Origin of the sequence: Granulicella aggregans, assembly GCF_014203275.1 — a bacterium.
Taxonomy (GTDB): Bacteria; Acidobacteriota; Terriglobia; order Terriglobales; family Acidobacteriaceae; genus Edaphobacter.
Map to the genome: position 1 here is coordinate 364,236 of NZ_JACHIP010000003.1, position 24,720 is coordinate 388,955.

19 protein-coding genes and 1 pseudogene are annotated in these 24,720 nt (G+C 59.2%); 6 read left to right on the forward strand and 14 right to left on the reverse strand.

Annotated features, from left to right (window positions below):
• Positions 1-76: 76 nt before the first annotated feature.
• Positions 77-940 carry a helix-turn-helix domain-containing protein gene (locus tag HDF16_RS11835; protein WP_184216818.1) on the reverse strand — a complete coding sequence of 288 codons (864 nt, stop codon included), beginning with the start codon at positions 938-940 and terminating at the stop codon, positions 77-79.
• A 144-nt stretch (positions 941-1,084) separates the two neighbouring features.
• Here HDF16_RS11835 and HDF16_RS11840 point away from each other — a divergent pair, with 144 nt between their 5' ends.
• Entirely contained in the window at positions 1,085-2,050 is a 966-nt protein-coding gene (locus HDF16_RS11840) for a phytanoyl-CoA dioxygenase family protein (RefSeq protein WP_184216820.1), read from the forward strand.
• A gap of 6 nt (positions 2,051-2,056) precedes the next feature.
• On the forward strand, positions 2,057-3,370 hold the full coding sequence (locus HDF16_RS11845; RefSeq protein WP_348641307.1) for a sugar MFS transporter: 1,314 nt from the start codon (positions 2,057-2,059) through the stop codon (positions 3,368-3,370).
• A gap of 65 nt (positions 3,371-3,435) precedes the next feature.
• On the opposite strand, the gene HDF16_RS11850 is transcribed toward HDF16_RS11845, so the two are convergent.
• The 3 genes from HDF16_RS11850 to HDF16_RS31250 all read right to left on the reverse strand — a co-directional run bounded on the left by HDF16_RS11850 (position 3,436) and on the right by HDF16_RS31250 (position 8,432).
• Complete coding sequence (locus HDF16_RS11850) at positions 3,436-5,034, reverse strand: phosphoesterase (protein WP_184216824.1); 1,599 nt, start codon at positions 5,032-5,034, stop codon at positions 3,436-3,438.
• A gap of 320 nt (positions 5,035-5,354) precedes the next feature.
• The gene (locus HDF16_RS11855) at positions 5,355-7,106 is read right to left on the reverse strand and encodes an alpha-amylase family glycosyl hydrolase (RefSeq protein WP_184216826.1); all 1,752 of its coding nucleotides are present in this window, start codon (positions 7,104-7,106) and stop codon (positions 5,355-5,357) included.
• Positions 7,107-7,196: 90 nt separating this feature from the next.
• Entirely contained in the window at positions 7,197-8,432 is a 1,236-nt protein-coding gene (locus tag HDF16_RS31250) for a multiheme c-type cytochrome (RefSeq protein ID WP_184216827.1), read from the reverse strand.
• A 185-nt stretch (positions 8,433-8,617) separates the two neighbouring features.
• On the opposite strand from HDF16_RS31250, the gene HDF16_RS11865 reads away from it, so the two are divergent.
• Positions 8,618-10,846 (forward strand): carboxypeptidase-like regulatory domain-containing protein, encoded by a 2,229-nt coding sequence (locus tag HDF16_RS11865; RefSeq protein ID WP_221312694.1) that lies wholly within the window; start codon positions 8,618-8,620, stop codon positions 10,844-10,846.
• Between the two features lie 298 nt (positions 10,847-11,144).
• Positions 11,145-11,440: pseudogene (locus HDF16_RS11870) on the forward strand (addiction module antidote protein).
• Between the two features lie 113 nt (positions 11,441-11,553).
• On the opposite strand, the gene HDF16_RS11875 reads toward HDF16_RS11870, so the two are convergent.
• The 5 genes from HDF16_RS11875 to HDF16_RS11895 all read right to left on the reverse strand — a co-directional run bounded on the left by HDF16_RS11875 (position 11,554) and on the right by HDF16_RS11895 (position 17,647).
• A complete protein-coding gene (locus tag HDF16_RS11875; protein ID WP_184216830.1) occupies positions 11,554-11,982 on the reverse strand; it encodes a HEPN domain-containing protein in 429 nt (142 codons plus the stop codon).
• Entirely contained in the window at positions 11,983-12,474 is a 492-nt protein-coding gene (locus HDF16_RS11880) for a hypothetical protein (RefSeq protein WP_184216832.1), read from the reverse strand.
• Between the two features lies 1 nt (position 12,475).
• Positions 12,476-13,126: a hypothetical protein gene (locus tag HDF16_RS11885; RefSeq protein ID WP_184216834.1), complete on the reverse strand. Its 651-nt coding sequence runs from the start codon at positions 13,124-13,126 to the stop codon at positions 12,476-12,478.
• A gap of 95 nt (positions 13,127-13,221) precedes the next feature.
• A complete protein-coding gene (locus HDF16_RS11890; protein WP_221312696.1) occupies positions 13,222-15,480 on the reverse strand; it encodes an alpha-galactosidase in 2,259 nt (752 codons plus the stop codon).
• Between the two features lie 166 nt (positions 15,481-15,646).
• Complete coding sequence (locus tag HDF16_RS11895) at positions 15,647-17,647, reverse strand: two-component system sensor histidine kinase NtrB (RefSeq protein WP_184216836.1); 2,001 nt, start codon at positions 17,645-17,647, stop codon at positions 15,647-15,649.
• Positions 17,648-17,917: 270 nt separating this feature from the next.
• Between HDF16_RS11895 and HDF16_RS11900 the strand changes: the two genes are divergently transcribed.
• Together HDF16_RS11900 and uxaC are read left to right on the forward strand one after the other, a co-directional pair.
• A complete protein-coding gene (locus HDF16_RS11900) occupies positions 17,918-19,630 on the forward strand; it encodes a CRTAC1 family protein (RefSeq protein WP_246409031.1) in 1,713 nt (570 codons plus the stop codon).
• A gap of 502 nt (positions 19,631-20,132) precedes the next feature.
• Positions 20,133-21,545: a glucuronate isomerase gene (gene uxaC, locus HDF16_RS11905; protein ID WP_184216838.1), complete on the forward strand. Its 1,413-nt coding sequence runs from the start codon at positions 20,133-20,135 to the stop codon at positions 21,543-21,545.
• Positions 21,546-21,558: 13 nt separating this feature from the next.
• Here uxaC and rimM read toward each other — a convergent pair whose 3' ends face one another.
• From rimM to HDF16_RS11930, 5 genes are all read right to left on the reverse strand, one after another.
• Positions 21,559-22,221 (reverse strand): ribosome maturation factor RimM, encoded by a 663-nt coding sequence (rimM, locus tag HDF16_RS11910; RefSeq protein ID WP_184216840.1) that lies wholly within the window; start codon positions 22,219-22,221, stop codon positions 21,559-21,561.
• A 17-nt stretch (positions 22,222-22,238) separates the two neighbouring features.
• A complete protein-coding gene (locus HDF16_RS11915; protein ID WP_348641308.1) occupies positions 22,239-22,715 on the reverse strand; it encodes a KH domain-containing protein in 477 nt (158 codons plus the stop codon).
• Positions 22,716-22,832: 117 nt separating this feature from the next.
• A complete protein-coding gene (gene rpsP / locus HDF16_RS11920) occupies positions 22,833-23,087 on the reverse strand; it encodes a 30S ribosomal protein S16 (protein WP_184216844.1) in 255 nt (84 codons plus the stop codon).
• Positions 23,088-23,289: 202 nt separating this feature from the next.
• Positions 23,290-23,772, reverse strand: coding sequence for a GNAT family N-acetyltransferase (locus tag HDF16_RS11925; RefSeq protein WP_184216845.1), 483 nt, complete (start codon positions 23,770-23,772; stop codon positions 23,290-23,292).
• Positions 23,769-24,668 carry an alpha/beta hydrolase gene (locus HDF16_RS11930; RefSeq protein WP_246409032.1) on the reverse strand — a complete coding sequence of 300 codons (900 nt, stop codon included), beginning with the start codon at positions 24,666-24,668 and terminating at the stop codon, positions 23,769-23,771. The genes HDF16_RS11925 and HDF16_RS11930 overlap by 4 nt, the downstream gene beginning before the upstream one ends.
• Positions 24,669-24,720 lie beyond the last annotated feature (52 nt).

The window sequence follows — 24,720 nt, forward strand, 5'->3', positions numbered from 1 at the left end:
GGTGGGACCACTGGTCACAAGTCGAGAACAAACGGACTAAATCGGCGATTACACGGGTTTCTAAGTGGCACCTTTCTCACGCGTGCATTGCGTTGAACGCGGAGCGAAACTGGCGGGGAGTCGTTGATTTGAAAGCTTTGAATTGGCGATTGAAGTTCGCGAGGCTGCGATAGCCCACGTCGTCTGCGATGAACGAGATGGATCGCTGAGTGTTGATGAGCAGGGCGCATGCGTTGCCGATGCGCAGCCTCGATATGTAATCGGTGATCGTTGTGCCGGTATGAAGCTTGAAGAGGCGGTGCAGGGAGCTGCGGCTGAGGGCGGCGATGCGGCTCAACTCCTGCACCGCATTTTGATCCTGATAGTGCAGGTGAAGATAAGAGAGGACACGGCCGATGCGCTCTTCGGCTATGTCTGAAGGGATCTTTACTGCCGAAGAGGTAAGCGGTTGCGACCCCGCGTCGCGAGACAAGAGGAGTAGGAGCTGAAGGAGTGCGGGCAGGCGGTCTTCGGCAGACTGTTCAAGCATCGCGCAGATGATGGATCGGGCTTTTGCGCGGACGGTGGGGGAGAACTCGATGGCTCGGAATGAGCTTTCGAGCAGGCGTTGAACCGGCCTCAGCTCGACATGAGAGAGGATCAGGCTCTGTACGAAGTCTTCACTGAACCAGAGAACCAGAGCCTGATGGACGGAACCCCTGCCGGCATCGCTGCTTGAGCACCATGTGTGGGGAATTCGTGGCCCGATCAGAACGAGGTCGCCATCGTCGTAGCGTGCCATGCTGTCGCCGATGAAGCGCTGACCGCGGCTGTTCAGGGTGAGGGTGAGTTCGTACTCGGTGTTGTAGTGCCATTCGAAAGGAATTGCAGGGAGTCGCCTGTCGAACAGAGTCCAAGATCCCTCTTTCGAGGCGGCGATATGTTCGAGATAGGGCTTCATGGCTTCGAGTCGAAGTGGTCGAATTGTACCTTCTCGGGGACGTCGCTTGCGACTCCAGTATTAGTTTTTGGCATACGGCGCAAACATCGAGGAGCTGCGAATCTCTATCGTTCTCCTGTACGCAAACGCGCACAGGAGACGACGATGAACGAGACTGCGGTGTTGGACGAGAAGGTAGTAGGCAGGCCCGGAGATAACAAGCTGACTCCGGCGATTTTGCGGGAACCCCTGCGGAGCCTGAAGAAGAAGCTGCCGCTGCGGGTACTCTCGCCAGCTGACTTTGAGCACTGGCAGACATACGGCTTCGTCGTCGTCAAGCAGGCGGTTCCCGTAGAGAAGGTCGAAGCACTGAAGAAGCTGCTTTGGGAGTTCCAGGAGATGGACCCCAATGACATCTCGACTTGGAATGCGGCTCAGTTGCGGAACCATGCGATGAAGGAGTTGAACAACAGTGGAATGGTGGAGATCTACAACCATCAGGCGCTGTGGGACAACCGGCAGGAGCAGCGGGTCTACGATGCGTTTGTCGATATCTGGGACGACGAGAGGCTTTGGGTAACGATCGATCGAGCGAACCTGAATACGCCGAACAAGAGTGGTCGAGCCTTTGGTGGCTTCATCCATACGGATGTCGATACAACGCTCGAACCGCTGCCGGTGAACGTGCAGGGAGTGCTTTCGCTAGTCGACGTTGACGGCAGCACGGGTGGCTTTCAGTGCGTTCCCGAGCTATTTCGGACCTTCGAAGATTGGAAGAAGCGGCAGCCGGAGGGACGCAACGGATTCAGTCCGGACATCGAAGGTTATGACGTGTATCCGGTACCAATGAACGCTGGAGACCTTCTGATCTTCAACAGCATGCTGGCACATGGGATTCGTCCGAATACATCGGAAGACAAGGTGCGGATGGCGCAGTACATCGCGATGACCCCGGCTGCGGAAGAGAATGCGGAGCTGCGCGGGCGGCGCATCCAGTCGTGGCAGGAACGGCGTGCGCCGGAAGGATTTGCGTTTCCAGGCGATCCGCGGGAATGGGAACGGAGCAAGTATGAGACCGCGATGCTCACTCCGCTTGGGCGTAAATTACTTGGTGTCGATTCGTGGGAGTAGCTTGAAGTGATCTTTTCCGTTGACTCCGAAAGTGAAGCTTCTTCGGGCAGGACAGACACGCGAGCGATGGCTGTGGCGATCGCGTTGTTCTTCATGGTGGGATTTCTCACCTGTTTGAACGACGTGATCATCCCTCATCTGAAGAGCATCTTTGAACTCTCCTATGCGGAAGCGATGCTGGTGCAGGTCGCGTTCTTCTCTTCTTACTTCGTCTTCAGTTATCCCGGGGGCAAGCTGGTCGACTTGTTCGGGTATAAACGGGCGATGGTAAGTGGATTGCTGATTATGGCCGCGGGCGCGTTGGGGTTTCTGCCAGCGGCAAGCTATGCCAGCTTTGGACTATTTCTGGCTGCACTGGTGGTGCTTGCCGCTGGGATGACGACGGTGCAGGTTGCGGCGAATCCTTATGTAACGATCGTTGGTCCAGCAGCGACTGCATCGAGCCGGTTGAATCTGGCGCAGGCATTCAACTCGGTGGGGACGTTCATCGCTCCGTTTCTCGGGGCGATGTTTATCTTGAAGGGCGCGAAGCCGCTTACGCCAGAGCGGCTGCGCAATATGTCGGAGGCGGCTCGACAGCTTTATCGCGCTACGGAGGCGTCGTCGGTACGACTGCCCTACATCGGGATGGCGCTAGTGCTTTGCCTGCTCGCGGTGGGGTTGGCAGCGATAAGGCTGAAGCCGCAGGGTGTAGAGACAAATGTGACTCGGGATTTCCGTCCTGGGGCTTATGCGGAGGCGACGAGCCATTCCGACAGCCTATGGAGACATCCGTGGCTGCTGGCTGGCGCCATAGGGATCTTCACGTATGTAGGGGCGGAGGTCTCAATTGGAAGCCTGCTGGTGAACTTCATGGGACTGCCAAACGTTGCGGGACTTCCTGAAGCCGCTGCAGCCAAGTATCTGATGGTTTATTGGGGTGGCGCGATGGTCGGCAGGTTTATAGGGTCGGCGGTTCTGCAGCGCCTGCCGACCGGACCTGTGTTGGAGTTTGCAGCACTCAGTTCGTTCGGGCTCGTCGTGCTGTCGGTCATGACACACGGTCATCTCGCAATGTATGGGGCGCTAGCGGTGGGATTCTGTAATTCGATTATGTTTCCGTCGATCTTCAGCCTCGGGATACAAGGCTTGGGTCCGTTCACGAGTAAGGGTTCCAGCCTGATGATTGCGGCGATCGTTGGTGGAGCGATCATTCCGCTTGCGACGGGACGGCTCGCCGATGCAGTCGGGTTGCACCTTGCGTTTCTCCTGCCATCGCTTTGCTACGTGTACATTGCGTGTTTCGGATTCGCTTCAAAGAGACGAACGTTGAGTTGTTGAGGTTCGGATGGGTGTTCCTCGCTGCGATACCAGTTGTCGGACTGGCATCGCGGCGAGGAGACCTCTTACATATTGGTGATGGTCTGCGGGGCGCCGTCGAGCTTGGTGAAGGTGATGCTGAACGGCTCCTTGTAAGTGCAGGCGAGGTCCTGTAGGAAGCGGATGGCGACGGCCTCGCCCAGGGTCATCGACCAGTCGCTGTCGCTGCGCCAATGAATGCCGCCGTGGAGCCCGTGGCCGAAGGTGACGTTGTGAGCAAGCTTGTTGAGTTCGCCGTTGACGGTGAGATTGCCCCGGAGATAGTCCGGATGCTGCATGGGGTCCCATGGGGTGAGGGTCGTGCCATCGGCGCTGGACTCCTGCGGAGCGTAGAGGACGTAGTCGCCATCGAAGAAGAACTTCAGGATGGTGATGCAGGCTCCGCCGACAGCACCGTGACCGGTGGGGTATGCCGGGTGAGCGGGTGAGCCTTCAGGGAATGGCTGCGAAAGGAGATCGGAGCCATACTTCGAAACGCTTTGCTGCACGGCATGGGAGTTGAAGACGCGCGGCAGCGGTTGGGCGTCGAAGGTCGTGCCACGGTTGATGAGGTGGATGAGACCTGCGCCGGACTCCGGACGATGACGCAGATGGACGACGAACTTCTGATACCACACGGTATTCAGAGCGAGCTTTGCAACCTGCGCAAGGACGGCGGCAAAGTCTGGCCCCCCAAAGGTGCCAAAGCCGTTCTGTTTCTTGGAGGGCAGTCCGCCGACCACGTAGGGGCTGCCCGGGTTGACGGGTACGCCGGTGGAGCCGAGCACGAGATAGGCGGTGAAGTAGGCCTGATAGAGTTCGTCGACGTGGGTGTAAGCGGCGAGACCCCGGCCGTCGTGGAGATACACCGGGGCAGGAAGCTTCTGATTGGTGAAGCCGGTGCCTACGCCGTTCTGGACCGCCCACCATGAGCCAAGGTCGGTCATATAGTCGACGTTGGCCTTGTAGGTGATGTATTGCTGGCTGAACGGCAAAGCCCCGAGGTTCGTTGGAGTCGCGAAGAACTGCGAGATGTAAGGGCCGATGGCTTCGCCGGGATAGTTGCCGCGGAAGAGCAGTTCGGGGGTGACCTTACCATTGTGTTTGGGGCCCTTGTATTCGGCGGAGTTGGTGAGCTCCTTGGCGGCGTCGTGGGCGACCGGGTTGTTGTGGTAGTCGCTGAAAGCGACATCGCGCAGCAGAGAGCACCAGTAGAGGTCGATAAGCTCAGTGGCGTACTCTTCGCTGGCAACGGCGGGTGGTGCGGGCACTTCGGGTGCGCCGAACTGGCTGGCGTCGGCACCGACGAAGCTATAGGCGTAGGAGCCCATCGGATTGTTCAACGTTCGACTACCGCCGAAGGTGAGTGCCTGGAAGTCAGCGAAGTTGCCGGAGTTGATGGCTGCCCGGAACTGCGTGTAAGCAGGGAGGTCTACCTTACCGAAGCTAGCCTGCTTAATGCACTTCGTATAGGTTCCGCATTTGTCGGGAAGGGCCTCGTCGCCGTTGGTCGGTTGGGGTGGGACGGGTTGAATGGCTTGTGCGGTCGCAGTATTGAAGCGGCGGGAGAAGTTGTCGAGGATGCGGCCAGCGGGGATCGGGGGCGCGCAGGCTGCGGGGGGCGTGTTACTGCAGATGCTGGGCATGATGTGGGTCCTCTTTTCGATTCACGTATGGGCCGGTAGAAAAGCTCGATATCTGAAGGCGCCGAATCGATGGGCGGAATGCTAAATCAGACATCCAAGAGTGCGTGGATACAGCACTTCGTTTCATCCGAAGAGAAGAGAAGCTATTGAGTGACGCGCCGGAGCTGCGTCGTTGGCCAGTAAGACGAGTCCCTTCGTAGACCACATTTTGATTTACTGCTACGGCTGGAGTTGAAGACGTCAAGGATAATTGATTGCTTGATTGCCATCGGCTCAGAGCACCATTTGCGAACACCACGGTAGTTCCCAGAGATGTATTTCTATTCGAAAAGAATGGATTGCCATGGCAGCAGATGTAGAGTCCCCGACAACGGAGTCTTGCCCTCAGACACATTCGAGAGAAGTTTCTGTTTCAAGGCGACGTCCGACGGGAGTTGGAAGTCGACAGGCTCGTCGGAGAAGTTGAGGACGACGACGGCTTGACCTGAAGGAGCGGCGCGGTGGTAGGCGTAGATCTTTGGGTGGTCACCGGAGATGTCTTGGTACCCGCCGAAGACGAGGACCTCCTTCGATCGGCGGAGACGGATCATCTCGCGATAGTAGGCGAGGACGGAGTCTGGTTCGGAGCTCTCCGACTTCACGTTGAGGGTGGTGTAGTTGGGGTTCACGGCTAGCCAGGGTTTGGCTGATTTGGTGAAGCCGGCGTTGGGAGAGGTGTCCCATTGCATGGGGGTGCGGCTGTTGTCGCGGCTGGTGAGGGCGTTGTTGGAGAGGTAGTCGGCGGCGGTCACTTTGTTGGTGAGGACGAGGTCCTTCCAGAGATTGTGGACGCCGATGTCGTCGTATTGCGAGACGTCGGTGAAGGGGAAGTTGGTCATGCCGATCTCGTCCCCCTGGTAGACGAGCGGCGTGCCGCGCAGCGACAGGGCCATGGTGGCGAGGAGCTTCGCGGAGCGGTCGCGGAACTCCGGGCGGGAGGAGCCGAAGCGGGAGACGGCGCGGGCGAAGTCGTGGTCGCCGATGAAGGCAACGGGCCAGACGTGGGGGTTGTCGGGGAAGGAGTTCTCCCGGTTGAAGGCTTTGAGTTTTGGGAGACTCCATGGGACCTTGCGCCAGCCCTCGGTGACGTCTAGGAGTTGGAAGTCGAAGCGGAAGGCGGAGCTTAGTTCGCGGTTGCGGTCGTCGGTGGCGCGGACGATGCGCTCGCGGGTCATGCCCCAGCCTTCGCCGACGAAGTAGAGATCGGGGTGGGCGCGGGTGGCGGCGCGCATCTCCTTGAGGTATTCGTCGAGGCGGGGGCCGGAGGTGCGGAGGGTGTTGCCGTCTTCCTCGAGTTCGGCGGGCGTCATGTCGCGGAAGGGAAGAGGCTTGGAGATCTCGCCGACGCAGTCGAAGCGGAAGCCGCTGACGCCTTTGTCGGCCCAGAAGTTGAGGACGGCGAAGAGCTCTTTGCGGACCTTGGGGTTCTCCCAGTTGAGGTCGGGCTGCTTGGTGGCGTAGTGGTGGAGGTAATATTGGCCGGTGAGCTTGTCGAACTCCCAGCCGGAGCCGCCGAAGAAGGATGGCCAGTTGTTGGGTGGGCCTCCGTTGACGGGGTCGCGCCAGAAGTAGAAGTCGCGGTAGGGGTTGTCGCGCGAGGAGCGGCTTTGCTTGAACCAGACGTGCTCGTCGCTGGAGTGGTTGAAGACCATGTCGAGGATGACGCGGATGTTTTGCTTTTTTGCTTCGGCCATGAAGCGGTCGAAGTCTTCCATGGTGCCGAACTCGGGCTGGATGCGGCGGTAGTCGCGGACATCGTAGCCGTTGTCGGCGTTGGGTGAGTCGAAGCAGGCGGTGATCCAGACGGCGTCGGCGCCGAAATCGTGTAGGTACTGGAGGCGGGAGGTCATGCCGGGGAAGTCGCCGATGCCGTCGCCGTTGGAGTCCTGGAAGGAGCGTGGATAGATCTGGTAGAGGACTGCGGTCTTCCACCAGGTCTCTCGCTCAGCGGAAGAGCCGCTGGCTAGTGTTGAAGTCAGGAGCGCGCCGGTGGAGGCGCAGAGAAGCTTCGAGAAGGAGCGGCGGGAGATCACGGTCTTTAGTCCTGCTTCAGGAAGTGGATTTGGGTGCCTGATAAAGACACGATCCAATGTAGCAGCGTTCTTAAGAGGCGACGGACGGCGCTACTGTGCAACTCGCCATGGTGAGGCGGTCGACCAACTGACGAGTGCCTTGGTTGCCCAGGCGTTTGATTTGCCGGTGTGGCAGGAGGTGCAGGCGCTGGGGATGCCGGACTGTTCCATGGCAGTCGGAGTGATGAAGCGGAAGGTGTGGGCGGCGACGGCGTTGCCCTTGATGGTCTGCTCGATGCGGGGCATGTGGCAGGCGGTGCACTGGCTTCCGGGTGAGTTGGCGGCGTGGTGGGTGTGCTCTTCGACGGTGCCCTTGAGTCCGGCGGGGTTCTCCTTGTTGTGGCAGCCGAGGCAGAGAGCGTTGCCGGAGACAGGGAGGTTCGAGACGGTGTCGGAGTGGACCTGGTGGCAGTCGAAGCAGCGGAGCTGGCGGTGGTACATGTTGCTCTGGACGAAGTCGTTGCCCTGCATGCGGTTCTTGTGGCCGGTGAGGTCGGCGAACTGGAAGAAATTTGTGGTGCCGGGCTTGAGCTCTTCGAGTTTCCAGAAGTCGGCGAGGCGGTCGCCGGGGAGATAGCCTACTGGCCAGTCGTAGGCGTTGTCTTTTGTGGGCTCGGTGAGTGGACGGCCCTGGCTGTGGCACTGGATGCAGGTGTCGTTGCCGCGAACGTAGTCGAGCGTCTCGGGGTTGACGATGTTGGCTTTGGTGGGGCGGGCGACGTGGAGGCTGCCGGGGCCGTGGCATTTTTCGCAGCCAACGTTCCACTCGGTGACCTGATGGGTCTGGAGGTCGTAGTTGACGGAGTGGCAGCCGTCGCAGGTCGGGCCGGTGGGGCGATCGAAGTTGGAGGGGCCGTAGAAAGGGAGCCACCAGTCGGTGCCTGCTTCGGCGTGATAAGGAAGCCAGCGTTGGCCCTTGACGTCCCACTGGGCGGGCTCGGGGAAGTAATCGTTGCCGCGTTTGGTGAAGTAACGCTGCTTGAATCGGCTGCCGTAGACGAACGCGACCTCATCGAGGGGGAAGGTGCGAATGGGGTCGGCGTGCGTGAAGTCGCCGAGGACAGCTTCGGAGTGCACTTTGGGGTCGCGGATGACGTTGGCCATGCGCGTCTTCTTCCAGCCTTCGTAGGCTTTCAGGTGGCAGGATTTGCAGGCCTCGGAGCCGGTGAAGTGGGCCTTCGCGGTGTCGGCGAGAAGTGGCTTCGAAGTAAGACAGAGAAGAAGGAAAGCTACTGTCGCGATGATTCGCGCCGCGAGAGACTTTGTCGATGTTGGGCGCGAACTCATGCGGAAGACTGTAGCACGGGCGGACTCAATCCAATATGAGCGAAGGAACGTAGCCAGGTGGTGGACAATGAGATGGTCAGTGAGTGGCTGATCCCGCCACAAGATCCAGGGTCCTATCGTTGAAAGGCAGACACATCTTCTCTTCAATTTCGCGCTTCTTTCTGACCGTCTTGCTGGCGTTTTCAATGATGGCGCCCGGGCAGACGGGCTCTCATGTTGAAGGCAAGGTCGTCGACGCAAAGGGCAATGTGGTTCCACGCGCGATGGTGGAGCTTTCGCCCGAGCATGGACACAGACGGCTGGCGGTGACCGACTCGACGGGGAGATTCGAATTCAGCCGGATGTTGCCCGGGAGTTACGTTCTGGCAGTAAGCGCGCCCAGCTTTCAGGCCCTTTCAAAGACAGTGAAGGTTACGGACGCAGGGAGCACGTTCGAGATAGAGATGGTGCCGGCGCTGAGCCGCAAAGAGTCGGTAGTAGTAACGGCGGACGTGAATGCGCTTGATCTGCTGTCGCCTGATCCGGCCGAGAAAGTCTTTGTGAAGCAGGACCTGATTGATGCGAATCCGGGGCGGCCGGGGGCTCCGGTGTCGGTGCCGGGGTATCCGATCGAGACGGCTTCGAGCGGGATCAAGGCTCCGCAATACTTTGCGCCGGGGGTGGCGGGCGACCACGGCGAGCCGATAGCGCAGTTCATCGCGGTGGGGAGCTATCTGCTGCCGAACAACCTTTCGGCGAACGCGCATGGCAACGGGTATGCCGATCCAAATCTGCTGATTCCTTCGATGATCGAGAGCGTGCAGGTCGATGGCGGAGCGTTCAATGTGCGCGAAGGGAACCATGCGGTGAATGTGGCAGCGACGTATGGTCTGCGGTCGCGGGTTGACCCTTTTGCGTCGCTTACGGGGGACTATCGGGACATTGATTTAGTGGCGGGGATGAGTCCGGCAGCGAAGTCGTCTGTGGTGGTGGAGCTCTCGTTTGGGAACGGATTTCTGCGGCGGTTGGAGCATCGGCAGCAGTACAAGCTGAATGCGCAGAGGACGTTCGATCCTGGAAGGCATGAGATTACCGTGTTGGGGATTGCCTATTGGGGGAAGTCGTATATTCCGGGGCTGACACCGGTGTTTGCGGATGATACGCGCGATGTGGGGCTGTTGAACTATGGGGACACGATCGACCCTCGACAGCGGGACCAGACGCATACGGCGCTGGTCAGTGCGAACGATGTATGGAGGCTGAGCGCTACACAGGAGCTGCAGGTCTCAGGTTTTTTTCGGACTTATAACTTGACGCTCTATTCGAACTTTGGGGACGGGTTGATTCGGCAGAGCGAGTTTCGGACGGTGGCCGGGCAGAGTACGAGTTATGCAAATAAGTTCAGCGATGCGCTCTCGGTGCTGGCGGGGCTGGATTGGGAGCGGGAAGCGCCGCGCCGAGACAATCTTGACCACTACGACGACTACACGGGTCAGTTTGTCTATGGTCCGTTTACCAAGGTGGATTCGAGCGATGTGACCATCACTTCGGTGACGCCTTATGGGGCGGTCGCTGGGGGGCTGGGGTCGCACTTCCGGTACTACGGCGGGTGGCGGCGGGACCAGATCGACATTACGAACGTGGACCGGATCAACGCGGGGGATTCGTATCAGAAGTGGGTGGGAGTGAACTCTCCGAAGGCTACGGCGTCGTTTGTGCCCGGGGATTTGCGGTTGCTGCCGCTGGTGTCGGCCAGCTTTGGGGAGGCGTTCTTCACGGACGACCCGAGGATCGCACTGGGGAGCGGCGCGGGGAGCTCTGTGGCGCGGTCGCATAACTATCAGCTGGTGGTGAGCAAGACGGCGGCGGCGACGGACTTCAAGCTGACGCTGGGGCATGTGACGACGAGTTCCGAGCTGGCGAAGATCGATCCGGACACGGGACTGCAGGAGGACCAGGGGCCGGGGCGGCTGGAGTTTCTAACGGCGGCGGTGCGGCAGAGCTTTACCGGCGGGTCGGTGCTGGTGACGTTCTCGAAGGCGGACGCGCGGGATGTGCAGTTGGGTGAGCCGGTTCCTGAGGCTCCAAGGACGATCTTCGATGTGCTGGCGAGTCTACAGCGGCTGCCGTTTGGGCTGCAGGCTCGAGGCGAGTTTGAGTTTGTGGGGAGAAAGACGCTGGGGACGGGGTGTCTGCCGGACGTGAACGCGCAGTGCCTGGGGACGGCGGTGAAGGAGTTTCGCGGTGCGGTGGCGAGGCCGTTTCTGGGGGAGCGGTTGAATCTGGGCGTGAACTTTCTGGTCGCTGGAGGGCATACCGGTCAGACACTGGAGTCGTTTGGGGGGAGCGATTTTGCGGAAGTTGTGGGGGTACGGATTCCTTATTATGCGAGCGTGAATGTGACTTGGAAGTTTGGTGGACGGGCGATACAGTGAACCGGGTGTGCGCGGCTCGTGGAGATGCTGGTGGTGTGTTGCGAGGCGCTTGAAGGAGTGTAATCGTTCGATTACGCTTGAGCCTGTTTTCGATTCGGCCTTTGCCCGAGTTCACCGCGCGGATGGCTTGAAGGACGCGGCGGTGCGTGGCGTGCTCCTTGCTAGGATCAGACGGCTGGAGCTCGGCTTGATGGGCGATGTGAAGCCGGTTGGCGATGGCGTTTCGGAGTTGCGCATTCACATGGGCGCAAGCGCGCGAAGGCGTTGGCGGCGCTGCTGGATGAGTAAAGGGGACACGATGAGCAAACGGATTAAGATTTCCGATCTGCCGGAGTTCGATGCGGCACCTTATCTCGATAGTGAGGCGTCGATTGCTGCTTATTTGACGGACATTCTTGAGGTGGGGGATGGGGCTTTGCTGGCCTCAGCGCTGGGGGAGATTGCGCGTCGGGGGATGACGGAGATTGCGAAGTCGGGGGGATCACGCGGGAGGCGCTGTATAAGGCGTTGCGGCCGGGGAGCGCTCCGCGTTTCGATACGGTGAGCCGGGTGTGTGCGGCGCTCGGGGTGAAGCTGGTGGTGGAGGTGGTGTGATGGATTTTCGGGTGGGTGAGGGATCCGTGATGTGGTTATGGGGGGGTGCTTCTCTCATGTCGGGCGACGAGGCCGCCGGTTATTGGGTAGGGAACTTCCCTTGGAAGAGATTGTCAAGGAGTCATCTCTCCTGGGAGAGAATTCTTTGGTGCCTCTGCTCGCAAACAATCCTTCGGTAGAAGTGCTAATCGACTCGCAAAATCCTGAGCAGCTGAAATTACCTGTTCAGCGTCGTCAGAAATTCTATGGTATTGGTCTTCATAATCCGCAGTGATGCGTTTTTGTTTCAATCGGCTGGCAATCTGCGCCAATTTCTTGCAGTCTTCATTTTCGCTCTTAGCAAATTGATTCCAAACCCACTGGTGAGAGTTTGCACCTTTTTCCAACGCCCGGCCGTTGTCTAGCAAGCACTTCCGCGCTGAATGCAAGGCGAAATAATATGCTCGCCCAATGGCAGTGCGCAGACACGACTCTTCCGTACGCAGCACGAGTTCATTCGCAAGGACTTGATAATTGGTCCAGTCGAAGGGCTCCGTTCCCATCTAAATCAACTCGTAGGTGAATGTTAGGTTTCCTGCCGCAAGATTCGATCTCCTGATCCACCAATCTTCATCGAAGCTGTCTAGTGCAGTGACGACATCCCTTGCTTTTCCGGGCCAAATGACGACCGCATAAAGTGTTTTCCAGTCATGCTCGTCGACCACCGTTCGGAGAGAGAAGACTGTAGTGTCGCCAAAATATTCCCTGAGCCGTGGCGCGGCTTGAATAAGAAGCTCAGGGAGTGTCAGGTGTTCTCGGAGAAATTGCATCACCTGTTGATCATCCGAGATGACATATTGCTCCAGAACTTCAAGAATAGAAGCCTGATTATCAGCTTCGAATTTCGCCATCTGCGTTTCAAGATTATTGAAAACAGCTTGCGAAGAGCTAATCACTGTTTGGATCGGTATGTATTGATGTATCTCGTGGAGCATAGCGCGATTGGGGAGCGACCAATCATTGCCCGACGTTTGACTATCTAGATAACCGTTCATCCTATTCCTCTTTTATGCCAAGCATCTCGAACAGGGCCCCTTCATCGGCCATCAATTGATCCGCAATTTCTTTATAGGAGACGTTACCAGCAAACTCGCGCTCGAATCGTAGAAAGATTCCGTTAGCTACTTGTCCTGAGCCGTCGATTGTAACTCTTCGTTTGTTCCATTTTGCGACTGCTGCCATTGTTTTGATCGCATCGGCTTCGAGCGCTGCGAGCGGAGACGGAACAAAGGGTTTAAGAATCTCGAAAAACGGTGCTGTCTTGGGTTGCAGGTGCAGCGCAATTACTGTTTTTTGCGCTGCGACAGAGACACTTGCGGTCGCGAGAAGGGCGGACATGGCTGCGTCTAGTATCTGAATTGTCTCTTCGGCAAGGGACCAGTTTGTGGCATCGCGAGTGAACTTGCAAAGAGCTGGACCGAAGAAAAACGTAGAACGTTTTGCGGGCAGCTTAAATTTGACACCCTGCTCAGACGGCTTTCCCGTCGTGATCGCGTCCACATCGTCCACATCAATGTCCCACGGCTTTAACGCCGTAAACATCGCCTGCACCACTTCAGCTCTGTCTAGCCAAAGTTTGATGCTCGGATCTTCAAAGTCAAACGTGACCTCAAAGTACGAGATCGGGATGGTCACAAGCTCTGGCATTTGCTCTCCGAAAGACAGTTTAGCTCTTCTATCGGCAGAAGGGCCCTAATCTTCTGATCTTCTCGACGTGCTGTATGGCGAAATGGGCTTCTCCGCTACTCCGCCTCGAATTTGAAGGCGGCGGCTTTGAAGTCGCCGGTCAGGTCGGGGTCTACTCCGTGGTTCATCCAGTAGGAGCCAGAGGCGGTTTCGGGGGTGTCCTTCTTCAGGGTGCCGTAGATGGGGGTGACGTGGTATTGCTTTGCGGGGTCGAGGCCCTTGAGGTAGACGCGGGGGAAGGGGTAGTTGAGCGAGGTGGTGTGGAGGAAGGTGAAGAGGACGGCCTGGTGGAGGTCAGTTGAGACGGACTCGGTGGCGGAGTGCTCGCTGCCGTCGCGGGGGCTGATGAGGCGGTAGAGGCTGCCCTGCTGGACGGTCTGGCGGATGGTCTTGTAGGCGGCGATGAGGTCTTTGGCGGTGGCGAAGTCGTCGTCGGTCCAGTGGTTGAGGTTGGAGCCGACACCGAGGCCGCCCTGCATGGAGACGAGGAAGCGGTAGGCCGTTGATGGCAGTCCGGGGGCGTGGGTGGCGGAGTCGGTGACCCAGGCGGTCATGACCTGCGGGGTGTAGGCGTAGGTGAAGCCGTCCTGGATGCTGAGGCGGTCGAAGGGGTTGGTGTTGTCGGAGGGCCAGACCTCGTCGGTCAAACCGAGAATCCCCAGATCAACACGGCCGCCGCCGGAGGAGCAGGACTGGATTTCGACCTTGGGGTGTTTGGCGCGGAGCTCGGCGAGGATGCTGTAGAGGTTGCGGATGTACTCGACGTAGACGGTCTTCTGCTTGTCCGAGTCGGGGCCTAGCTCGGGCCAACCGGGTTCGGACCACTGGCGGTTGTAGTCCCACTTGAGGAAGGCGATGTCATTGTCGGTGAGGATCTTGTCGAGGAAGTTGAAGACGTAGGCGCGGACGTCTTTGCGGGCGAGGTTGAGCATGAGCTGGTTGCGGCCTTCGCTGCGGGGGCGGCCGGTCATGTTGAGGACCCAGTCGGGGTGGGCGCGGTAGAGGTCGCTGTTGGGGTTGACCATCTCGGGCTCGACCCAGAGGCCGAAGTCCATGTTGAGTGCGTGGACCTTGTCGATGAGGGGCTTGAGGCCGTCGGGGAACTTCTGCTTATTGACGTACCAGTCGCCGAGGCCGGCGTGGTCATCCTTGCGCTGGCCAAACCAGCCGTCGTCCATGATGAAGCGTTCGACGCCGATGCGGGCGGCCTTCTCGGCGAGCGCGGCCTGGCCGGGATAGTCGACGGCCATCTCGGTGGCTTCCCAGGAGTTGTAGATGACGGGGCGGAGCTTCGGCGTCGGCTTCTGCGGGAGGATCTGCGTGTTCTGGAAGCGGTGGAAGATGCGTGAGGCTTCGCCGATGCCGTGGCTGGAGTAGCCGGCGTAGAAGACGGGCGTGGAGAGGCTGGCGCCGGGGGCTAGCGGATAGGCGAAGTCGAAGGGGTTGTAGCCGCCGGTGACGTGGATGTCGTGGACCTGGTTGCGCTCAACGTTGATGCGCCAGGAGCCGGACCATGCGAGAGCTCCGAACCAGACCTGGCCGACTTCTTCGTTGGTGGGGAACTCGGGATGCGGGCCGGAGGTGTTGGCGCGGGTGATGGCGAACCACGGGTTGTTCTGCTGGCCGGTGCTGCCGCGGCGGGACTCGAGGACGGTGGTGCCGTCTTTGATCGGCTCCTGGGTGAGTTGCCACTCGGCGGCCCATCTTCCACTGAGATAGCTGAGTTGGTAGTCAGTCCCGTGGGGGAGGTTCCAGGTGGCGGAGGCGGCTTGTTCGATGGTGAGTTTGGCGTTGGTCTTGTTGGTGATGACGGAGTTGCGGCCGATGACGCCGGTGGCGGGGGCGACGGTGTAGATGAGGTCGACGAAGACGTCGCGGGAGATGTCCTTGGTGGTGATGGTGAGTTTGTCGCCGTCGATCTTGTGCGAGACGTAGTGAAGGACGAGGTCGCGGTTGCCGTCGGGGAAGGTGATCTTGACGGCGGGCTCAGTGAAGTTGAGGCCTCCCCAGGCGCGGTACTCGTAGGGGGTGATGTTGGAGGACTCTTCCATGCCGGAGAGGCTACGGTAAGCGGCGGGTGTGGGGAGTGGGTCGGCGGCGGCTAGCGGGGAGCCCCAGTAGAGGGTCTGGATCTCGGACTGGGCGTTGACGCCGAAGGCGTAGGTCTCGCCGGGGGTGTCGATGCGGAAGACGTGCGTGGTGGAGTCGAAGTGGATGTGCTCCTGGGCGGAGGCAGGAACGGAGAACAGAGCGGCGGTGAGGGCGAGAAGGTATGCGGGGCGAAGATATGTCGTCATCAACTTGAGCTTGCTCATGGGATCTGCTTTCCTGTTGCCCGAAACCTTTTTCGAAGGAGAGGACGGCTGATGCAATCGCTTACACTTCCGGTTTCTTTGGGCTTAGGAAGGTATACACCGCGGACCTGATGGATGCCAACGCAACCCGGAGCTGAGAGCCGCCCCGGCGCTTCTACGTCGCATCTTAAGTGAGTTCGGGCGCTTCAATACTGCTTGGTGGATTGTCGATTGTGACGGCTCCAAAAGCTGCGTTTTCGAAAGGCAGGAAGATCACGAAGATTGATCCGTGATGGCGCTCGCTGGTGCTTGAACGGACGTGCAGCCTGCCGCCGAGGCGGCCGAGGATTTCGGCGCTGATCCAAAGTCCAAGGCCTGTGCCACCGAAGCCCTTGGTGGTGAAGAAGGCCTCGAAGACGCGGGCGCTGGTCGTCTCGTCCATGCCCTTTCCATCGTCGGCAATGGTGAGGACGATGCCGCAGCGGCCGGACTTCCACTCCGTCGCAGGCCGGCTGCGCAGAGTAAGGCGGCCTCCGGGGAGCATCGCGTCGAGGGCGTTCGCGACGAGGTTGTTGAGGACCTGGCGCACTTCGCCCTCGAAGCACCGGAAGGGCTCGACGGCGCGATCTCGCCTTTCCACGGTGATCCGGTTATCGCGAATGCGACGGCTATGTAGAACCAGAACCGAGCGGAAGAGATCGGCGGCCAAGATGAGTTCGGAGTGAGAGCTGCGTTTCTGAAAGCGGAGGGTCTCGTTCACGATGGTGGCGACGCGCTTCAATTCGCCATCGGCGATCTCAAGGAGCGACTTTACCTCTTCGTCATGGACCTGTTCGCGAGCAAGATAGACCAAGTTCATGGCTGCGTCGACCGGATTATTGATCTCGTGGGCGATTGAGCTGGAGTGTCTTCCGACGGCGGCCAGCTTCTCGCTTTGGCGAAGTGCGGCCTCGGCGCGGCGTTGGTCTTCGACGTCGACGACCATGACTGCGAAGCCGCGGAGATCGCCAGCTTCATCGATGTCTGGAGCGTAGGTCGCGATGACGCGGCGGTCGCCGTAGACGGTGGGGCAGATAGTTTCGGAAGAGCTTGTGACGCCCCTTCGAGCAGCGTCGCGTGCGGGCCTCGTGCTCTGCCAGTAGGCTTCGCCGAGGACTTGAGATACCGTGCGGCCCACCAGTTTATTTGCCGGGAGACCGAGCCAAAGCTCGTGGGTTCGGTTCACCCTGACGAATCTTCCGGATGTATCGATGTACCCGATGAGCATGGGCAGGTTGTCGGTGATCAGCCGAAGTTCCTGCTCGCTAATCTCGACTGCGGCTGCGGCTTCCATGGAGACTTGCATGAACTCGCGCTGGCGGCGTTCGGCAGTGTTGAGGGAGTTGCCTATAAGAACGAGTGAGAGGCTGCCCCCAACTACCAGGGTGACGGCAAAAAGGGCCATGGCAAACCGTACCTGCCCGAGATTCAAGGCCGGTCGTAGGTAGAGGTAGCCCATAAGGACTGGAAAGATAATCAGCGCGGGAAGAAGACGGCGCGCGACCCAGCTTCCACGTTCCGCAGCTGTAAGGACTTTCCCAACCGCGGAGTCGAACTGGCCGAGAATGAGACCACAACTGAGGACGAGAAATCCGATTCCGGTGTGGAATGCCATGGAGTTGGCTTTTATGGAGGAGCCGTAGAGAACAGGCACTCCGTACAGGAAGCCGGTGATGCTGGTGAGCGCGAGCGTCCCGAGCAGCAGGGCAAAGACCTGCGAGACACGGCAAGAGAGCTTGTTTCCTATGAAGAAGAGAAGAGAGGAGCCAGCAAGACAGAATGCAATGGCCGTGACGTAAGAGGGGCGGCCGGGATCGACGAGACGTTGGACGTCGCGAAAGAGAAGCTCGTCGATGTGCAGGTTGATGCCAAAGGCGTACTCGGAGATTGTGGCTGCACCGATGAAGACTGTGATCGCAGCAAAGATTCGTGAGAGTGGCCGTGAAGCGGTGAGGCGCGAGAGAGCGAAGTTAAGGCCGATCCCGGTGGTGAGAAAGCCGAGAGCGGTATTGGGCTTCATGCTGACATGTCCGGTCAGGACGGTCTCGATGGCCTGGATGCCAAGGGCCCACCCGCATAGCACGATGGCTCCAAGGGTGGCTGATAGGGCCGCGCAAGTCTGGGCGACGCGACGCACGACCCCGCGCATGTCGGCCTGATTACCGAATGCGGGAAGAATAGTGGAGAAAGAAGTCGTGCGGGCTCGGGAGGGCCTTTTATGCATAGAGGGTTAAGTTGTGGTCTTACAGTCAGACGCGGTTGAGGAGCGTTTTGCTTCCCCGTTATTGAGTGTATTCAATCTGCTACGCGAAGAGTCTACTCCTCCGAATGGTTGAGATCAGTCTATGCCGATGTGGGTACACTTGAGTGCGTCGAGGGTGAAAGACCATTTGCGGCCCCCAGTGGAGAGAACGACCGGATGAATGCAGAGGATAGAGGCAATAGCTTTTCGTTGATCACCATGTTGTGTGCCTTTTTCATTGCTACAGCGGCGCTGGGACAGGCGGCGGCGAAGAGTGCTACGGCGGCCATCGTGCCCGGGAACTTTGTCGACACTACCCCGTCGAGCGGGGTGAACTTCGAGGGAGTGGCATCGCACACTTCGAAGAAGTATCTGATGGAGACGATGGGTTCGGGCGTGGCACTGTTGGATTACGACAATGACGGGTTGCTGGATGTCTTCTTTGTCAACGGGGCTCCGCTAAGCGATCCTACGGCGAAGGGAACGATCCCCGTAAAGTCGGGGCCGAAGGACTGGAACCGACTGTTTCATCAGAAGAAGGATGGGACATTCGAAGATGTGACGGTGAAGGCGGGGCTTCAGGGCGTTGGGTACGGGATGGGCGTCGCAGTAGGGGACTTCGATAACGATGGGTTCGAAGATCTTTACGTTACGGCCTATGGCGGGAATAAGCTGTATCGGAATAACGGGAATGGGACGTTTACCGATGTGACGGAGACCTCGGGGACAGGTGGGAGCGGCTGGTCGACATCTGCGGCGTGGGTGGACCTGGATAATGACGGCCTGCTCGACTTGGTGGTCCTGCGCTATGTGAAGTGGGACTTCGACGATGTGTGGTGTGGGGAGCATCGCGACGGGTACAGATCGTACTGCCATCCGGATATCTTTCCGGCGGTTGCCCCGCTGGTTTATCACAACGACGGCCATGGGAAGTTTACGGAGATCTCGGCGAAGACTGGGATCTCGGTGCCGGGCAAGGGGCTGGGCATCGCGATTGCTGATTTCGACCGCGACGGCAAGGTGGATATCGCGGTAGCCAATGACTCGATGCTGGAGTTCCTCTATCGCAACAAGGGCGATGGGACGTTCGAAGAGACGGGGCTGACGTCGGAGATTGCAGTGGACGGCGATGGGCGGACGTATGCCGGGATGGGGATCGACTTCGCGGACTACAACAACGATGGGTTGCCGGATCTGATCATGACAAACCTGGCGAATCAGAAGTATGCGATCTACAAGAACAATGGTGACTCGAGCTTTACGTATGACACGTACATGTCGGGAATTGCGGGAATGACGCTGCTGCACTCAGGGTGGAGTGCGTACTTTGTGGACTACGACAACGACGGGCTGAAGGACCTGCTGATCGCGCAGGGGCATGACGTGGACACGGTGGAGCTGACCTCGCCGCAGATTCATTATAAGGAGCCGATGCTGTTGGCGCGCAACACCGGCAAGGGATTTGTTGACGTGAGTGCGGTGTCTGGCGCGGTGTTCAAGCAGCCGTGGGTTGGTCGGGGCATGGCGGTGGGGGACCTGGACAACGATGGCCGGGTCGATGCCGTGGTCGCAACGAACGGAGGAGCGGCACATATCCTGCACAACGAGACCGTGACTGCGAATCACTGGCTGACGATCTCCCTGGTTGGTCATAAGAGCAACCGCGACGGAATTGGTGCCGAGATCGAGGTGACAGGCTCGAAGTACAAGCAGCTGGTTACGGTGAGCACATCGGGAGGGTATCTCTCTTCAAAGGACAAGCGGGCACACTTCGGGTTGGGGACGGACGGGGTGGTGAAACTGGTCGAAGTGAGATGGCCGAGCGGGAAGGTGCAGCGATTGCAGGACGTGAAAGTGGATCAGCAACTGAAGATCGAGGAGCCCCAGTAGCGTCTGGTGATGGATGAAACGAATGCCGCTCCTGAAAAGCACGGAGTGGCATTTTGCTTTTTGGTTTCGGGGCCGGGTCAGGCGTTCTTTGCTCCGAGGGGGGAGCCTTCCGCGGCGCTGCTTCGGCTGCGGCGAGTTCGTTTGCCTCGCTCGGAAGAGATGAAGACCTTCCAGCAGGCGTTGCACTCCCAGGGGAAGAGACCGAGCTTGAACATGACTACTTTTTGCATGAAACCTTTTCGTTCAGTGCGGGAAGTTCGCTCGGAGCCGCAGTATTTGCAGTGTGGTGATGGCATGGAAGCGTTCATGAGGAGAGCCGTATCATCCTTATTGAGTTGGTACTTCTATCGGCACAATAATAGAAATGTTGACGGTAACCTTATGATTCGACGTTACCAAACCGGTTTGGGTTCCAAAATGGGCTGTGGATTTGCCGAGTGCCGTTCTTGATTCGGGTTTGATACTCTCTTGGACGGTGGTCTAACCACTCAAGCGAGGCGTCATGCTCGACAAAGACAGATTGTTTCCGGCAGAGAGTGGTGTCGCGCGCCGAGTGGCGCAGGCACTGTATGAAACGGTGAAGGGCCTGCCGATTGTTAGCCCTCATGGACACACCGATCCGCGGTGGTTTGCAGACAACAAGTCATTTCCTGACCCGGCGGCGCTGTTTATTCAGCCCGACCACTACGTCTTCAGGATGTTGTATTCGCAGGGCGTGAGCCTGGAGTCGCTTGGAGTTCCGCAGCAGGGGACGAACTCGGGTGAGGCAGTTCGGGTAGATCCGAGAGAGGTGTGGCGAATCTTCGCGCGGCACTATTACTTGTTTCGCGGGACGCCGACACGGCTTTGGTTAGACCACTCCTTTGAGACGCTGTTTGGGCTGACAGAGCGGCTGAGCGAGGCGAATGCGGACACGTTTTACGACGTGATTGCGGCGAAGCTGAAGACGCCGGAGTTCTTACCGCGGGCGCTGTACGAGCGGTTCGGGATCGAAGTGCTCGCGACAACGGACGCGGCAGTGGACTCGCTGGAACATCATCGAGCGATTCGGGACTCTGGCTGGAAAGGCAGGGTACTTCCTACGTTTCGTCCGGACGCGGTCATCGACGCGGAGTATGCCGGTTTCAGGGAGAATCTGGAGGCGTTGGGAACGCTTACCGGAGAAGATGTATCGGGGTGGAACGGGTATCTTCGGGCGCTGCGAAGCCGGCGGCAGTTCTTTATTGCGAATGGAGCTACGGCGACGGACCATGGCCACCTGACAGCGATGACGGCGGACCTTTCGCCCGTGGATGCGGCGAAGCTCTATGGGAGGATCTTTTCCGGGCACCTGGAGGCTGGCGACGTGGAGCTCTTCCAGGCGCAAATGCTGACGGAGATGGCGGGAATGAGTGTCGAGGATGGGCTTGTGATGCAGCTGCATCCGGGGTCAATCCGAAACCATAACTTGAAGGTTTACGAGAAGTTCGGACGAGACAAGGGGGCGGATATTCCCTCGCCAACCGAGTATGTTCGGAGTCTGCGGCCGCTGCTGACGAAGTACGGGAACGATCCACGGCTGACTTTGATCGTGTTTACGCTGGACGAGACTTCCTACAGCCGGGAGCTTGCTCCGCTGGCAGGGCACTATCCTGCGCTGCGGTTAGGGCCGCCCTGGTGGTTTCACGACTCGCCCGAGGGGATGATGCGGTTTCGTGAACAGGCGACTGAGACGGCGGGGTTCTACAACACGGTAGGGTTCAACGACGACACGCGGGCTTTCCTGTCGATACCGGCGCGGCACGACGTCGCGCGGAGAGTGGACTGCGCGTTTCTGGGGAGGCTCGTTGCGGAAGGGCGATTGGACGAGGATGAGGCGTTTGAGGTAGCCAAGGAGCTGACTGTGGGGCTCGTGAAACGCGCGTATAAGCTATAAGGAACTTGTCTAGTCAGCCTTGTTGGCTTTCGGCGAGGCCGACGGGGAGATTCATGTCGATGCGCTTCGCATCGGTGTCTACCGAGATCAGAAAGGCTTTCACGAAGGGGACAAGGATCTCGTCGCCCGCGGAAGTCTCGACGGCCAAAAGGGGGGCTGCCTCTTCAAGACGGCGGCTCCCGTCCGGGGTGGTGGCAAAGTGGACATCGGTAACCGTCCCCAGCGCAAGAGTCACCTCGGAATTTGCGTGATCGTAGAGAGTGCAGCCAACGAGGTCGCTAATGTACGAGGCGTCGTCCTCGAGCTCAAGCCGTTCAGACGTGGGGATGATAATGTCGAGGCCGGCGAGGGTCTCAGCCTGATTGATGGAGTCGATGCCGACCAGGTGGAGAACGATGCGGCCGCTGTTCTTGCCCACGGGAAGCCAGAAGTCACGGACTTCCGCGATCCGGGCTTCGGACTCGGTGCCGGTGAAGTTTTCGACGGCCAGAAAGATGCGGCTGTTTGAAGTGAGCACTTCGGGGAAGTCGGTGAGGAGATCCGCAAGAATCTCGCCTTTGCGGCCCTGCGGGCGCAGGATGTGGGCTAGAACGGTCCACTGTGGATCCTGCGCCGTCTGATCACTGGTGGGAGACGAGGCAGGTTCCGTTACAGGGGTTGCGTCCGTGCGCGTCACGCTGGGCTTCAAGAGAATCAGTCCTGCGGCGAGCCGCTGGACTCAAGATGGGCCGATTTACCGGCTCCCTCTTCGACGATGTCGAGAGAGAACCGGTGCTGCATCTTCATGCTGGCAGCACTCAGGATGGTTCGGATGGAGCGAGCGGTACGGCCTTGTTTGCCGATCACTTTACCGATATCGGTGGAGGCGACGCGGAGGCGGAGGACAGTAGAGGCTGCCTCCGGGATGACCTCTACGCTTACAGCTTCGGGATCGTCGACAAGAGCCTTCGCCAATCCCGAGACCAGTTCCTGAATCCTGTGAGAGGCTTCAGGGGTGAGCGGTAAATCCGGTTGAAGCATGTAGGCACCTGTCGGGAGAGTGATGCCTCTTTCTGAAGTGTGACCACGCGCTTCGTCTAGGGGCGAAGGCTTCGTGTAGCTCTCAGATGAAGGTGATGTTTCGATCATAGTTGTCAGTTGTAATACAGCGAACTCGGAAAGGCTAGACAAGCTAACGCTTTCCTGAAAACAGAATGAACGATTTTCACAAACAAGTGAAGGGAAAATGCTGGTTTCGACACCCTTCGGGTATGCTCTTAGGAACCCAAAGGTTAGACGTAGGGATTACTAGGCCACTGTTGCAGTTTCGGACACTGCGGGATTTTTGCTGAGGATCTTGCCGACGGTCTCGGAGAGTTGTGCGCCGTTGCCGGTCCAATAGGCGATGCGGTCATGCTTGAGCGACACGCTTGCGGGCTCGGTGCGCGGATTGTAGGTGCCGACAACTTCTACAGAGCGGCCGTTGCGGGCGCGGTCTTTCTCGATAACAACGATGCGGTAGTGGGGCTGCTTGCGCGCGCCAACGCGCGCCAGACGGATCATCAACACTGGGAATGCCTTTCAGGAGCTCGGTTATGTGGGTAATCTCAAGTTGACGGGCGGTTCAGAACTCACGCCAACTTTACGACCCAACACCTAAGTATGGCGGATAATGGGGATTTCCGCAACGGCAATGGCCACTTTCGCAGCGGAAACTGCCGGGGAAGCAAGCGTTTTTCGGGACAATTTCCCGGATGTCGAGTGATTAAAGTGCGAGCTTGAGGACCACGGACGTCTCAATCTGGCGCTCCGGAACGTTCCAGTATCTGCGTAACAGTTCATTCTTCTCGGTTGGATGCGTGATTCGGAAGCCGTGCTTCTCGTAAAAACGGATGGCCCAGAGAGCGTCGGCCCAGGTACCGACGAGGACAGGGGGTAATGCCTGCTGCTTAAGATGTTCGAGCAGTCGGGCGCCGATGCCGGTCTTTTGCGCCGTGGTGCGGACGTAGGCGTGGCGGATGAGAAGAACGTCCTGCACTGGCTGGATTCCCATGACGCCGACGAGTTGGCCGTCCTGCTCGTATCCCGAAAAGGCGACTCCGGAGGCTATCTCGTTGAGGAGATAGTCGAGGGACATGTAGGGATCGTGCCAGCGATCCACGGGGATGATGCCTTTGTAGGCGCGCGCGCCGTCGTTGACGATCTCGAGGATGGCGGCGGTGTCGGCTTCGGTGCAGGGGCGAATCATAGGGCGGGAAAGAGGAAGCGGAGGACGTCGTCGAAGCGGTCGGCCCAGGCGTCTTCGCTGTGAATCCCCCCGGGGACGCGCTGGTAAGCGAGGTCGAGGTTTTCCTGCCAGCCTCGGCGCTTGAGCAGGCGGAAGAGCTGATCGGTGTCGCGGAGGTGCTTTGCGCCCTCGGAGGTGCCGATGTCAAGCCAGATGCGGAGTTGGGGACGGGGGTTGGGGGCTTCGACGAAGTCGAGGATGCTGCGGTTATTCCACCAGATGGACGGGGACATGACGGCGATGCGGCCGAAGGTCTGGGGGTACTCAAAGCCGAGGAAGAGGGAGATGAGGCCGCCGAGTGACGAGCCTCCCACCGCTGTAGTCGCAGTCCCGGGCAGAGTCCGGTAGGCGGCGTCGATGGCCGGCTTTAGCTCTTCGATGAGCAGCCGAGCGTAGCTGCGGCCTTCGCCGCCGGCGAGTTTGAAGTCGCGGGTCGGGGTGTACTCGGCCATGCGCCGGACGCCGGTGTTGGCGACTCCGACGAGGATGACGGGCTCGATCTCGCCGTTCTCGGTAAGGCGATCGGCAGTGGTGTGGGCCTGCCAGGTGTGGCCTGGGATGTAGGAGGTGCGGTCATCGAAGAGGTTCTGGCCGTCGTGGAGGTAGAAGACGGGGAAGCGCCGGGTGGAATCTTCGAAGTACACGCGCGGGAGATAGACGGAGACGACGCGGTCGTAGGGATCGGGGAGGATGGCGGAGTGGAGACGGAGGCGATCGAGGCGCGGGATCTCGGACGGAGCGATCTCGGCGGGCCTGGCGATCGCTAGAAGCAATGGGTCGGAATCGTTCTCGCCCAAAGCCTGCGGAGCGTCCTCGAGCACGAGGAAAGAGTGATCGGGCGCACTGCGGCGGGACAACCTGAGGGGATCAGGCGGTTGCAGGGAGGGTTCGGAGTGTTGAGTCTGGTTA

Excerpts from the sequence above, each read along its gene's own strand:
- uxaC (WP_184216838.1), top strand. The coding sequence starts at position 20,133 with ATGCTCGACAAAGACAGATTGTTTCCGGCAGAGAGTGGTGTCGCGCGC.
- HDF16_RS11890 (WP_221312696.1), bottom strand. The coding sequence starts at position 15,480 with ATGAGCAAGCTCAAGTTGATGACGACATATCTTCGCCCCGCATACCTT.
- HDF16_RS11865 (WP_221312694.1), top strand. The coding sequence starts at position 8,618 with ATGATGGCGCCCGGGCAGACGGGCTCTCATGTTGAAGGCAAGGTCGTC.
- HDF16_RS11875 (WP_184216830.1), bottom strand. The coding sequence starts at position 11,982 with ATGGGAACGGAGCCCTTCGACTGGACCAATTATCAAGTCCTTGCGAAT.
- rpsP (WP_184216844.1), bottom strand. The coding sequence starts at position 23,087 with ATGATCCGTCTGGCGCGCGTTGGCGCGCGCAAGCAGCCCCACTACCGC.
- HDF16_RS31250 (WP_184216827.1), bottom strand. The coding sequence starts at position 8,432 with ATGAGTTCGCGCCCAACATCGACAAAGTCTCTCGCGGCGCGAATCATC.
- HDF16_RS11880 (WP_184216832.1), bottom strand. The coding sequence starts at position 12,474 with ATGAACGGTTATCTAGATAGTCAAACGTCGGGCAATGATTGGTCGCTC.
- HDF16_RS11840 (WP_184216820.1), top strand. The coding sequence starts at position 1,085 with ATGAACGAGACTGCGGTGTTGGACGAGAAGGTAGTAGGCAGGCCCGGA.
- HDF16_RS11925 (WP_184216845.1), bottom strand. The coding sequence starts at position 23,772 with ATGATTCGCCCCTGCACCGAAGCCGACACCGCCGCCATCCTCGAGATC.
- HDF16_RS11900 (WP_246409031.1), top strand. The coding sequence starts at position 17,918 with ATGAATGCAGAGGATAGAGGCAATAGCTTTTCGTTGATCACCATGTTG.
- HDF16_RS11835 (WP_184216818.1), bottom strand. The coding sequence starts at position 940 with ATGAAGCCCTATCTCGAACATATCGCCGCCTCGAAAGAGGGATCTTGG.
- HDF16_RS11885 (WP_184216834.1), bottom strand. The coding sequence starts at position 13,126 with ATGCCAGAGCTTGTGACCATCCCGATCTCGTACTTTGAGGTCACGTTT.
- HDF16_RS11850 (WP_184216824.1), bottom strand. The coding sequence starts at position 5,034 with ATGCCCAGCATCTGCAGTAACACGCCCCCCGCAGCCTGCGCGCCCCCG.
- HDF16_RS11895 (WP_184216836.1), bottom strand. The coding sequence starts at position 17,647 with ATGCGCGGGGTCGTGCGTCGCGTCGCCCAGACTTGCGCGGCCCTATCA.